Consider the following 12135-nt stretch of genomic DNA (forward strand, 5'->3'; position numbering starts at 1 on the left):
TTCCCATCCTAATCAAAATAATTTTAAACATTAAATAAAAAATGCAAATTGATATTCAAAGTCGTGATGTATTCTATGTTTCTGATGGAACGGCCATAACATGTGAGACTTTAGGGCATGTTGTTCTAGGCCAATTCCCATTCAAAGCTAATGAGAAAACCTTTCCGTTTGTCGAAAGTGAAGACAAACTTTCTGATTTATTAAAAGAGATCGAGATTTCATATCGAGCAACAGGGCATGAACCTTTGGTGTTCTTCTCGATTGTGATTCCGGAGATAAAACTCAAGTTGCTAGATGCGCCTGCACACTGTTATGACGTGTTAGAGAGTATTGTGCAGAAAGTACAAGATGACATCCATATGGCGCCGACTCCTAAGCTGCAACGCTCACGTAGTGTAAACAAGGACTCGGTGAAGTATTTCGACCGTATTGCTGCTATCGAATACACGTTAGCGCACGACGACGGCATTACCTTAAAAGGCTTGGAGGAGGCAGACATTATCTTGTTGGGTGTCTCTCGTAGCGGTAAAACGCCAACGAGCTTGTACATGGCAATGCAGTTTGGTTTACGAGTCGCAAACTATCCGTTTATCCACGATGATATTGCTCGCTTAAGGTTGTTACCGGAGTTTGAGATTTATCGCCATAAGCTGTTTGGTTTGACAATTGATGCGGAAAGGCTGACCGAAATTCGTGAAAATCGATTGGCTGGCAGTGAGTACGCGAGTGACTCTCAATGCTTGTATGAGCTGCAAACGGTAGAAGGTTTGTTCAGACGTGAAGCCATTCCATACATCAACACCTCGTCACTGTCTGTTGAAGAGATTTCGACACGAATCTTGGAGCGTACAGGGTTAAGAAGACGCTTGCTCTGATAAAGGGAATTAAGTGTATAAAGAAACGAGAATCTCATTTGGTGAGATTCTCGTTTTTATTTGTTACTTGTTATTTTTTAACGAATTAACGAATTAACGAATTAACGAATTAACGAAGCAGAGACAGTTTAAGTGTTTCGCTTTGCTTCTCTAACCAACGTTCAAGCGCTGGTGGCCATGTGATACTTGGTTCAACACAGAAGCCTCGTAACATAGAGAAGTACACCGCTTGATCGATAAGTGGCAGCGAAGACTCACCGTTTTCTAAGTTCAGTAGTAGCTCTGCATCTTTCAGAAGCGGGTTAATCTGTTCAACAAACTGCGGTGTTTGTTCAATCAGCTTGTCGAAGTTGAGCTCTTCGGTTTCTTTGGCTGCGCGCCATGCTTCTTTGCTTGCTGGTGATTGGTACTCGGCAAGGTCCAGTTTCCACCAACGTGGTAGGCCAATGCGCTGGCTTAGCGGGAATGCGCGAGTTTGGAACAGCGTTACTTGCTCTGATGGTACACGCTGCTCATCACTTGATTTCAAGTCCATGAAGTAAGCGATGATATCTAGGCTCTCAGCCATGATAGAGCCATCGTCTTTTTGTAATACAGGTACCATCTTTTTACCGAGTAAATCGATAAGAGTTTGGGCATCATCATAATCCACAGAAACAAGTTCGATGTTTAAGCCTAGAGATTGAGCAATGTAGGCGACTCGTGCACAGAAAGGGCAGTGGTCGTAAATATAAAGCTTCATAGCTTCCCTCAGTTCATGGTCATTGTAAGCATAAGATGATGCTAATGTACCAGAAACTTCTGTAAACACTAAGCATCAATAGAGAGTGCGTATTAACCGGCAATAAGTGCTTGGTGTCGTTATGCTTTGATTCATTCTATTGTCCGTCGGATTCGGCTTTGCTGCAATGACTAAAACTGTGGAGAGCTTGGCGGGGAGTAGCAGATATAAAAAAGGCCCTGGCTGCTCACTCTAATGCAGAAGAGTAAAGCAGCCAAGGCCTCAATTCTGTTACTTTTAGCAGAGTGACTACTAAAAGAGCAGAGTGGTTAGACTATGCTTTTTTAAGATCTTGCACTGGGTAAGTAAGCGTCATTGCGCCTTCTACAGTTGTAACGTGAACGTAGCCGCCACCAGCGCTTAGGCCAGTCACTACCATTTCACCAAGTTCAACACCTTATGTTGCTAAAACGCGATCATCAACTGAAAACACTTTACATACCTTCAATAAATTAAATAAGTACTATAGATATCGAACGCGGATTTAAACAGATGACTCTCTAATCAACTAATCCAGTTGTTTGTCGTAAAGATTAAATTTGGTTATGTATAAATGACTACTTCTTAGTTATCAGACCATTAGCGTATTTGTAGTGCCTATTTGTCTGCAGGGTAAACGACACCAACTTGCTGACGCATCTCTGTAATTAGCTTGGCAACGGTTAAAGCGCGCTGTGTTGTTTGAGCTTTGGTTGATTGATCGCCATGGATACAATCGGCAAAGGCTTGCGCTTCATAACTCATTGAGTTCTCACTTTGATGCTGCGTGAGGCTTTCTAGTGTGCCATCACGATAGCGGATCTTAACGTCGGTGCATTCAGCGATGTGATCGATAATGATCGCCCCTTGTTCACCTTGGATCTCACTAGGCGCATAGGAATCACTGACCTTAGAGTGCGCTAGAGTCACATCAAATTGAGGGTATTGGAAGATCGCACAGCCATGAGCATCCACACCAGAATCAAGCAATTTAGCAGAAGCGTGAGCTGCTTGAGGCTTGCCAAACAGTGCCACGGAAGCGGCGACGCAATAAAAACCAATGTCGACCATTGAGCCGTTTGAGAAGGCAGGGTTGAACGTATTTGGATTTTCACCGTTGAGGTACTTTTGGTAGCGCGATGAATATTGGCAGTAGTTGATGTGCGCTTTATGCACTTTGCCTATTTTTTCTAACCCAAGTTGGATTTGCTTAAAGTTCGGTAGAAACTGAGATTTATACGCTTCAAATAACACCACGCCGTTTTGCTCTGCGACTCCAAACATTCGAGTCGCTTCATCAATATTCGACGCAACAGGCTTTTCACAAATCACATGCTTTCCGTGCTTCATCATCAAGATCGATTGCTCACAGTGCATTGAGTTTGGAGATGCGATGTAAACCGCTGTTATTATACTGTCACTGGCTAATGCATCGAGTGAGTCATAAGTCGTTTCAACATTAAATTTTTGGGCGAACTGTGCCGCGCTGTCTAAGTTTCGTGAATAAACCGCAGCAAGTTGCATCGATTGAGTTTCATGGGCAGCTTGAACAAACTTTTGTGTAATCCAATTGGTTCCAATTACAGCAAACTTAATCATATAGGTATCCAGTCGTTAGTGTATTGATTCTGCAGAGATAGTAGCATTCAAAGGTCGTCAATGTGCCTTAGATTTGCGGAACAATTCCCGCTAAAATACATCCTAATATCCATTTTTGGCCTCAATAACATACCTGAGTTGGCTAGGGCAACGGTGCACAAGTAAGTCATTTTTGCTAAGGTATTATGGAATTCAAACAAGGTGATGATATGCAAATTCGTACCGCAAAGGTAACTGACATCCGCTCTATTTTAGCGCTTTCTGAGCAGATAAACCGTCAACATCATCTTGGTGCGCCTATGGTTTTCGCGCCGCCATCACAGAGCAATGCAGACGGTGAAGAGTACTGGCTCGGCTTAATGATTGACCCGATTGGGGCCTTCTTTGTCGCTGTTGAACAGGATGTAGTGCTTGGCTTTCTTGCTGGTAAGGTGACGCAAAACAAAGGCGTGAGCTTTATCCAATCACACAAGGTGGCAAGAGTGAACACTATTGTGGTGAATGACCAAATTCAGAGTAAAGGCGTGGGTAGAGCACTGATGAAGTCATTCAATCAGTGGGCGCAAGCTCAGGGGGCGATAGAGTTAAGATTAGAGGTGATGGAGTTTAATCAACAAGCCCTGAGTTTTTATGAGTCGCTTGGAATGGAGACTCAGTCTCGAATCATGTCGATGCGTTTTGAGGAGATATAAGGGTGCGTCCGTTTTTACCATTATCACTATGCTTATTCTTGATGAGTCCGCTCGCGCACGCCGAGAAGAGCGTCGTTGAGAAAATAGTGTCTGACGCTACCGCTATTGAAACCATTGTCTTTGAGTCAGCACTGGCTCATTCGCAACGTATCTCAACTTCCTCTCCTAACTCCACTAGCACTTCAAAATCAAAGCATGTGATTAATGTGGATGAGGTGCTGGGTGAGGACCAATCCACTCACATTGCTCAGCTGGCACAAGGTTCATCGCAACGCTTATCTAATGCTTCTACTCAAGCTTCATTATTAGAGCCCTACATGGCGCCAGACTCTTTTTCTGAAATCGATCCTCTGTTGCAAGTGGTGACCTTAGTGAAAGTCGATAAATCGAAACGCAGAATGTATCTACTCAAAGGGGATGAAGTGGTACAAGAGTTTCGTATCGCTTTGGGTAAGGAACCGCAAGGGCATAAACGCTTTGAAGGGGATAACCGAACGCCAGAAGGGGAATACACGCTCGACTATATCATGGAGCGCTCTGAGTTTTACCGTTCGGTACACATCAACTATCCGCGCTCTTCTGATAGGCAGTGGGCTGCAGAGAATGATGTTGACCCGGGTGGTAACATCAAAATTCATGGTATTAAAAACGGTGAACGTCGTGCGCCAGGTTTTGTCCAAAGTTTCGATTGGACTGATGGCTGTATTGCATTAACCAACCAAAATATGGATGAGTTTATTCAACTGGTCAAAATGGGCACCCCTATCCATATCGAATGGTAGGTATGGGTACCCATCTTCCTTTCAGAAATTAGACCGCTCGTTACAACAGAACTCGACCTGCACTGAAAAACGCAATCACGATAAGCAGCCCGATAGTGACAGGCTTAAATTTCTCGCCACCAAATCTTTCGAACAGTTTCGAACCAAAATAGCCACCAAACATACTGCTTGGTAACAGTGCCAGTGTAAGCCAAACCACATCACGGTCGACGAGCCCAGCAATGGATGCAGAAACAAAGGCACTCGAATCCGCTAATACAAAGAACGCAATCAATCCAGCTCTGGCGATGTGCGGAGCCACAGGGTTCGCTAATGCATGGGTGCCAATAGGTGGACCAGACATAGAAGCCGCACCATTCATTACTCCAGCAAGGCTTCCTAGGATATAGGGAGCAAATCTCGGTTCACTTTTATATTGAAAGCCTCGGTAGATCATAAGTGCAGACACGAAGATAAAGGCGCTGATGATCAAGATAATACTGTCTTGGCTAACTGACTTGAGTAAAAGCAGGCTAACAGGTGTGAACACAAGATAAGGGATAAATACCTTGGCTACCCAACGCCAATTGACATGTTTCTTGACCTTAGGCAGTAATTGAACGTTACCAAGTAGGTCGATAAGCATGAACACAGGGACAAGCTCAATAACCGGTACGAACAACGCACTTAAAGGCAATGCGACTAAAGTGAACCCGAAGCCTGAAAAGCCACGAACGATAGCGGAAAAATGAAGATTGCACCCAAAATTGGGTAAGTTGGACTAAAAATGAGATCCATAAATTGAGTAACCAATGAAGCTGTCTGAATAGAGCGAGCTAATGAAACCAAGTGAGCAGCGGAATGTACTCCTACTCACTTGTGTTTGCTACTTAATTTTGAGGTTTATCGAGGTAAATTTTCCCGTCTTAAACGTTTATCATTTTGGTATTTATCTGGTCAATTTTTCGCGCCAAATCTATCTGGAAAGTCAGTGAATATTACATCGACGGTGGATAGAAATTTAAACTGAGACGGATCATTGACGGTGTAGCACCATGTTTGAATGTTTGCTTCTGCAAGCGTATCAAGATCATCCTGATTGACGTTTTCGTAATTCATATGACAACTGAACGCTTTTACCTCATTGATAAGCATAAGATCGGCTTGGGTCAGTTGCTCTGTGATCACGCCAACTCGGTATCTCGGTAAATGGTGAGCCATTTCAGCAACGACTTGGTGACTGAAGCTTGAAAGTAAGATCCTGTCGGTATCCAGTGTTGAGCGGAGCAGTTCAGTGTGCAGAAGATCGACCACATGAGGCGCTTGGTGTTTGCTATCGACTTTAATTTCTAGATTAACACTCAGATCATGCGCTTCAACCAAGCTCAACAGCTCAGTGAGAGTCAGTATTTTTTCACCGGTGAACTGTTCTGATTTCCAGCGACCAAAATCTAACAGGCGCAGCTCTGCCAAGGTGTGTTCATCAACTCGGCCTTTACCATCACTACAGCGTTCTAGTGTGTGATCGTGACAAACGACAAGTTGGTCGTCGAGAGTCACTTGAATATCGACTTCGACCCACTTCAAGCCAAGATTAGCGGCTTGCTCAATGCTTACTTTTGTGTTTTCTGGGTGGGTACCTGCCACACCACGATGACCTACGATGATAGACGACATAATTAATCCTTCTTTAAGACGCATCGTAAATGTTTATTAAATATCAGTTTTCTCTATTACGCCAGAGCAATCGTGGAGCCAAATCGCCGTGTTGTGACTCTGCTAATGAAAGCGGTCGATTAGACTTGTCACTTATTGTGATTCTCATCTACGAAAGCCTATCGATGGAGAGGCGTTCGATGACATAGGCTCGGGATAAGATAGAAATTGGACTGGATTAGATTGGCTTAGCTTAGTGTGCGATGTCCAATTGGTTGTCTTTCACGCCATTAATACGGAACCAACCAGCGATACTGAATCGCTCGGTGTTGGTTGGCAAAACCTCGTGTGGGAACTGTTCAGATAAGAATATCAACAGTCGACCACCTTTTGGTGGAATGGTCGCAATGTGATTGTCTTTTAGATAGTAAACCACGAGCTCCCCAGCGTCTTCCTCAGACCATTCGTCATTCATGTAGAACACGACGGTGGTCAGACGGCGGTTTTCGTTGCCTTTAAAGCAGTCTAAATGCTTCTGGTAGAAGTCGCCTTTTTCGTATTTCGCAAAGTGCGCTTCATATTCGAACAGACCTAAAAAGAACGCTTGGTTTGCTTCTAAACGAATTTGTTCCATTTTGTCGAGGAACAGAGATGCTGGTTCGCCCATATCACGGCGTACCCACTGAATTTTGTCACTACGAATCGTTGCTTCTCGTGCTACGTCATCGTTACGGCCAATCCTAGCCTTTTTCTAGTTCTCTGGAATGCAATCCCTAAATGCCACCACTTCTTCATGAGTTAAGAAGTCATCCCAAACAAAGTAGCCTTGGGTAGAAAGAGCATCGATTAGTTGGTTCATGTATAGCACTCAGACAATAAGTTAGAGGCGCATATATAGTCTTAATAACTTAGGTCAACAAATCACGTATTTTGTCGTCATGATAAAAGTGCGGAAGAGTATGGTACTTTGATGTAATTTTCTAGTTAACAAATTTGTTACAACTGAGTCTGAGTTTGCTATGGTGTAGGTCTGACCAGTTGGTTTATCACAAGGAGTGGGTTTGCAGCTGCATACCATTAAAGGTTACATCCAAGATATGTATTTGGTGGAGTATCCAGACAAATTACTGTTACTTGATGGCGCATGTCGAGCCGACATCCCGCATTTGAAAGCTTTCATCGAAACAGAGCTTATGCGTGATTTTGCTGATCTGCATACGGTTGTGGTTACACACATGCATCCAGATCACGCAGGGGCAGCACACAAACTCAGAAAGCTCACGAACTGTAATTTGGTGGCAGCAAATCGAGATAAGGATTGGTACCACGGCATCGATGGCATATTGATGCATTTGACCGATCTGGCATTGGCTCGATGGATGGCAAATCGATTGGGTAAGCCCAAAGCAAATCTATGGTATTCAAGAAGGTTGAAGCCGGACTACAAGTTGTCGGATGGTGATAGCATTCCTGGCTTTGACGACTGGTTAGTTCTGGAAACGCCAGGCCATACCGACAGAGATCTTTCTGTTTATTGCCCATCTCACAGTGTCGCCTATGTTGCGGATTTAATGGTCGAAGTGAAAAAGAAGCTGATTCCACCTTTCCCTATCTTTCATCCGAATAAGTACCGAGAGTCGATATCTCGTATTTATGACATGCAGCTCGATACCTTGCTGGTGGCGCATGGTGGGCAAGTCGATTTCAGTCAGAAGGCTTTTGAACATCTGTTGATGAGTGCGCCAAGAAGGCCAGTGACGCATTGGCGAGTGACCAAAATCAAAACCAAGAAATTACTGTTATCGATTTGGCGATTTGGTTTTCAATTTCATGGTAAATCGAAGAAATAGATCAGAAGTCTGAATGCAAAGCAGTGTATTCAGAGCTGAAAGTAGAAAGCGGAAATAGAAAAATAGAACTCAATAAGGCCAGTCATGAGACTGGCCTTATTGCGTTGTGACTAGCTTTAGTTATAACCTGTGGAGCGGTTACGATGACTCGGATTAGTGAGTCAGCAGGAATTCACCCGCTGGGTCAACAATCACTTTGTCACTCATGCCTTGACGACCAAGTAACATCATGTAAGTCATGTCTTGACGGTTGCTTAGCGTGATATCGATAGGCCATTGTTGGCCACCGATTCTCAGCATGGTTTCAATCACACAACGGTGTTCAACTTCGCCGTTAGATGATTTAATCTTTTTACTTGTTTTCAGTTTTGCCTTGCAGCGCACCGTCTCTTCTAGGTGATAAACGTCTGGGTGAAGGTCGAACTCTACGAATTTCTCACCGTTTGATTTAACACATAGTAGATTGTCTACGTGTAGAGAAGAGGTTTGAGCTCCTGTATCAACACGTGTATGTAGTCCAGTTATCCCTAACTCTGGTAAGCAAAGTGCTTCGATATTCCCTATGATCATTTTATTGTTCATTTTCTTTCCAATCATGAGTTTTCGGTATTCAATCAGCCTTTGCCACGAGTACGGTTAGCGTTTGGTTTTGCATTCTTCTCGATGAATTCGAAAATCATGTCAGCTACGTCTTTACCCGTTGCCTTCTCGATGCCCTCTAGGCCTGGAGAAGAGTTTACTTCCATTACCACTGGGCCATTCTTAGATTGTAGAATATCTACACCACATAGGTTTAATCCCATGATTTTCGCTGCATTGATTGCTGTCGCGCGCTCTTCTTTGGTTAGTTTAACCAGTTGAGCTGTGCCGCCACGGTGCAGATTAGAGCGGAATTCACCCTCACCAGCTTGACGCTTCATTGCTGCGATTACTTTGTTGCCAACAACAAAACAACGGATGTCTGCACCATTTGCTTCTTCAATGAACTCTTGAACCAAGATGTTCGCTTTTAGGCCCATGAACGCTTCGATAACGCTTTCTGCTGCTTTATTTGTTTCAGCTAGAACCACACCGATACCTTGAGTACCTTCAAGCAGCTTGATCACAAGTGGCGCGCCACCTACGTTTTTGATCAGGTCTTGAATTTTGTCTGGGCGGCTAGCGAACCCTGTTTTTGGTAAGCCAATACCTTTACGAGACAACAGTTGTAGTGAGCGCAGTTTGTCGCGAGAACGACTGATAGCTACTGACTCATTGATACAAAAAGTGCCCATCATTTCGAATTGGCGAACAACCGCAGTGCCGTAAAAGGTAATGGAAGCGCCAATACGTGGAATAACAGCATCGTATTGAGGTAGCTCTTCACCCATGTAGCGAATCTTCGGATTGTTAATCGCGATGTCTATGTCACAGTGCAGCGTGTCGATAACATCGACCTGGTGACCACGAGCTTCTCCTGCCGCTTTTAAGCGAGAAGTAGAGTATAGATTTTCGTTGCGAGAAAGAATTGCGATACGCATGGCGTTTCCTTAGTTAATACCTGATTGGTAACTGCAAAATTATTTAGTTGTTCGCTGAGCTTTCAGTTTTTTCTGAGGCTCCTTGCTTGCTTCGGGGCGAACCTTAAGGCTTTTTGTTTAACTAAGAAAACGAATTAAATTTGTCGAGTCGACAACGGAAAGTTATCGAATGTGTGAGTGATTGGTACTGCAGGGTTGAGAGTGGGTTTGGAATGGAAAAGCGAGTTGAGACCTAACTCATATTGGGGGTAGGAGCATATTAGGTTGTACTCAACTCGCGTTAACTCGGTGCTAAAAAGTGTACTAATAACGCCAGTTACACAGCTCTATAAGTGTTCGTAATGCTTCTCTTTCGAGCTTACTGCAGGTGCTTTTTAACTTATTAAGATAGTATTTTCTCATGGTCATTACTCTCTCTAGTTAGGCTTTATTTACAACCTATGGTTTGTTGCTGACCCGTTCATTATGGTTAATTAAGAGGAACTAAAAAACAGATAGTATTTTTATTGGTTGTTCCTGTTTTGGTCATATCACACTACTTTTTTACGATTGTGTTTTATAATGGGCTTAATTAGGAAGAGCTACGTTTAAAAGGTTCATTATTTGTCTGATCTAAACATGATGCGTTACTACACGCGGCTAGAATCGTTCGAGCCAAACATTTCTCACTCCGTGACCTTAACGGAAGTGGCAGATAAGTTGTTTACAAGCTTGCGCCACGCTCGAACCTTGTTAGGTAAAATGCATCAAGCTGAATGGGTCGTGTGGGAACCAAAAGTTGGCAGGAATCAACGTTCTAATCTGACCTTACGTTTTAGCCATCAAGAATTGACTCAACATGTTGCCAGTAAATTGATAGAGCAGGGCAAATACGAAAAAGCACTGTCAATTCTAGACAATGACCGCGCTGTATTTGGGTCTCTCCTCCAAGAAACCTCTGGCGCGACGATGCGTGAAGGGCTACTGCACGTTCAATTAACCTACAAACGTAAGTTTGAAGACCTATTCCCACACCATATTCACCGTAGTAGCGAACGATTTTTGATCAGGCAAGTGTTCAGCTGCCTCGTCACTTGTAATGGCAAGGGCGAGTTAAAGCCTGAACTGGCGCACCATTGGGAGTATGATGCTTAAAATTTGGTTTGGACTTTCTATTTGCGCCCTGGCCTAACTTTCCACGATGGCCAACCCGTTGACGCCACACAGCTAGTTTCGTTGTTTACCGCTTTACAACCGCTACCTTTCTATCAGACAGAGTTAGCTCATGTTGCATCGGTTTACAGTGAGCAGCCGTTAAGGATCAGCTTCCAACTGACCAAAGCAGATACCGGCTTCGCGGGCTTACTTGCTGGCGTTAAGTATTCGATTCAACCCGCTGCGCAAGTGACCCGTGAGCCATCGCTCTTAAATTCGGTCTATCATGCTGTGATTGGAACCGGCCCTTTCAAAGTGGTTGAGACCAATAATGAACGCATCAAGCTCGCGGCATTTGAGCTTTATTATGGTTGTCGCTCTTTGACTGATGAGGTGACTATTTGGCAGTTTGAAGAATCGATGACGGGCAGCGCTCGTTTCGATGACAGCCAAATGCAGGTGTCGCCTTATGAAGACTCGTCTTGTTTTCATCAACTCGGAAAAAGCGATGCGAAGCTGGTGTCGGCTGAAACCGATGGCCTTCGTAGTCGAGTTGAGGATGGGTGTTTATTTATTCTATTCAATCAGAATTCAGCTTCTAGTCTGTTCACTGATGAGCAGCGTAAGTACATCGCTGGGATAGCTAACCCACAAGCGGTATTGTCTCAACTTGAAAAAAATCAAGGATTGTTCAGCGTCTCTTTTGCTCAGAACATTCTACCAAGTTGGCAAAAATTGTATCGAACGCCTTCGAAAGAGACGCAACTTCCGAAAAAGATGAGGATTGCCGTTTACAATTATTACGCGCTCTATCGATGTGCTATTTGCGTATCAGACATACTCAAACGATATGGTGTGGAAGTTGAGGTGAATTCCTACAGCTTTCGAGAACTGGCACAGCTCTCTCAAAGTGGCGATTTAAAAGAAGACTTGGTGTTGTGTAACCTCAATCTCGATGACAATGCCCCTTCTTCATTGTTCTCGTGGTTGATGAATGACCCTGTTTTGCACTCGGCACTAGGAGAGATGAACAGTGATTGGCTCAAACAGCGCTTAGATCATCACAAAGCATCGGTTGAACTACCGAATTATTTGGCAGAGTTGGAGCCCGTTGCATCCACGTTGATTTCTGATTATTGGTTAGTCCCGATGTTCCATCACTTACAAACTGTGCGTTTCCAAGGGATTCTGAAAAACGTAGCCATCACCAACTGGGGATGGCCAGATTTCAAGAATGTATGGTCTGCTGACTAACTTGAGTGGAGTGGTCAGCGTATTTCGCGTTCCA

The 12135-nt window shown here is 43.9% G+C and carries 9 protein-coding genes and 3 pseudogenes; 5 read left to right on the top strand and 7 right to left on the bottom strand.

Annotated elements, in window-relative coordinates; translation table 11 throughout:
• The first annotated feature begins 41 nt into the window (after positions 1-41).
• A complete protein-coding gene (gene ppsR / locus ACMAZD_RS21105; protein WP_435250475.1) occupies positions 42-875 on the top strand; it encodes a posphoenolpyruvate synthetase regulatory kinase/phosphorylase PpsR in 834 nt (277 codons plus the stop codon).
• 109 nt (positions 876-984) lie between these two features.
• Here ppsR and grxB read toward each other — a convergent pair whose 3' ends face one another.
• Together grxB and ACMAZD_RS21115 are read right to left on the bottom strand one after the other, a co-directional pair.
• The gene (gene grxB, locus ACMAZD_RS21110) at positions 985-1617 is read right to left on the bottom strand and encodes a glutaredoxin 2 (protein WP_435250476.1); all 633 of its coding nucleotides are present in this window, start codon (positions 1615-1617) and stop codon (positions 985-987) included.
• A 636-nt stretch (positions 1618-2253) separates the two neighbouring features.
• On the bottom strand, positions 2254-3234 hold the full coding sequence (locus tag ACMAZD_RS21115; protein WP_435250477.1) for a Gfo/Idh/MocA family protein: 981 nt from the start codon (positions 3232-3234) through the stop codon (positions 2254-2256).
• A gap of 209 nt (positions 3235-3443) precedes the next feature.
• Between ACMAZD_RS21115 and ACMAZD_RS21120 the strand changes: the two genes are divergently transcribed.
• Both ACMAZD_RS21120 and ACMAZD_RS21125 read left to right on the top strand, forming a co-directional pair.
• The gene (locus ACMAZD_RS21120; RefSeq protein WP_435250478.1) at positions 3444-3926 is read left to right on the top strand and encodes a GNAT family N-acetyltransferase; all 483 of its coding nucleotides are present in this window, start codon (positions 3444-3446) and stop codon (positions 3924-3926) included.
• A gap of 2 nt (positions 3927-3928) precedes the next feature.
• Positions 3929-4708, top strand: a complete 780-nt coding sequence (locus ACMAZD_RS21125) for a L,D-transpeptidase family protein (RefSeq protein WP_435250479.1) — start codon at positions 3929-3931, stop codon at positions 4706-4708.
• A gap of 40 nt (positions 4709-4748) precedes the next feature.
• Here the strand turns inward: ACMAZD_RS21125 and ACMAZD_RS21130 are convergent.
• From ACMAZD_RS21130 to ACMAZD_RS21140, 3 genes and pseudogenes are all read right to left on the bottom strand, one after another.
• Positions 4749-5485 (bottom strand): annotated as a pseudogene (locus ACMAZD_RS21130) (sulfite exporter TauE/SafE family protein).
• A 159-nt stretch (positions 5486-5644) separates the two neighbouring features.
• Entirely contained in the window at positions 5645-6364 is a 720-nt protein-coding gene (locus ACMAZD_RS21135; RefSeq protein ID WP_435250480.1) for a glycerophosphodiester phosphodiesterase family protein, read from the bottom strand.
• Between the two features lie 232 nt (positions 6365-6596).
• Positions 6597-7202: pseudogene (locus tag ACMAZD_RS21140) on the bottom strand (2OG-Fe(II) oxygenase).
• Between the two features lie 202 nt (positions 7203-7404).
• Here ACMAZD_RS21140 and ACMAZD_RS21145 point away from each other — a divergent pair.
• Entirely contained in the window at positions 7405-8193 is a 789-nt protein-coding gene (locus ACMAZD_RS21145; RefSeq protein ID WP_435250481.1) for an MBL fold metallo-hydrolase, read from the top strand.
• Between the two features lie 153 nt (positions 8194-8346).
• On the opposite strand, the gene ACMAZD_RS21150 is transcribed toward ACMAZD_RS21145, so the two are convergent.
• Together ACMAZD_RS21150 and rimK are read right to left on the bottom strand one after the other, a co-directional pair.
• Positions 8347-8775: an ATP-dependent zinc protease family protein gene (locus tag ACMAZD_RS21150; protein ID WP_435250482.1), complete on the bottom strand. Its 429-nt coding sequence runs from the start codon at positions 8773-8775 to the stop codon at positions 8347-8349.
• Positions 8776-8807: 32 nt separating this feature from the next.
• The gene (gene rimK, locus ACMAZD_RS21155) at positions 8808-9713 is read right to left on the bottom strand and encodes a 30S ribosomal protein S6--L-glutamate ligase (protein ID WP_435250483.1); all 906 of its coding nucleotides are present in this window, start codon (positions 9711-9713) and stop codon (positions 8808-8810) included.
• A gap of 603 nt (positions 9714-10316) precedes the next feature.
• Here rimK and ACMAZD_RS21160 point away from each other — a divergent pair.
• Positions 10317-12101, top strand: a pseudogene (locus tag ACMAZD_RS21160) (SgrR family transcriptional regulator).
• Positions 12102-12135: the final 34 nt, after the last annotated feature.

It is taken from the genome of Vibrio sp. nBUS_14, from assembly GCF_051201655.1.
Lineage (GTDB): Bacteria > Pseudomonadota > Gammaproteobacteria > Enterobacterales > Vibrionaceae > Vibrio.

Excerpts from the sequence above, each read along its gene's own strand:
- ppsR (WP_435250475.1), top strand. The coding sequence starts at position 42 with ATGCAAATTGATATTCAAAGTCGTGATGTATTCTATGTTTCTGATGGA.
- grxB (WP_435250476.1), bottom strand. The coding sequence starts at position 1,617 with ATGAAGCTTTATATTTACGACCACTGCCCTTTCTGTGCACGAGTCGCC.
- ACMAZD_RS21115 (WP_435250477.1), bottom strand. The coding sequence starts at position 3,234 with ATGATTAAGTTTGCTGTAATTGGAACCAATTGGATTACACAAAAGTTT.
- ACMAZD_RS21120 (WP_435250478.1), top strand. The coding sequence starts at position 3,444 with ATGCAAATTCGTACCGCAAAGGTAACTGACATCCGCTCTATTTTAGCG.
- ACMAZD_RS21135 (WP_435250480.1), bottom strand. The coding sequence starts at position 6,364 with ATGTCGTCTATCATCGTAGGTCATCGTGGTGTGGCAGGTACCCACCCA.
- ACMAZD_RS21150 (WP_435250482.1), bottom strand. The coding sequence starts at position 8,775 with ATGAACAATAAAATGATCATAGGGAATATCGAAGCACTTTGCTTACCA.
- rimK (WP_435250483.1), bottom strand. The coding sequence starts at position 9,713 with ATGCGTATCGCAATTCTTTCTCGCAACGAAAATCTATACTCTACTTCT.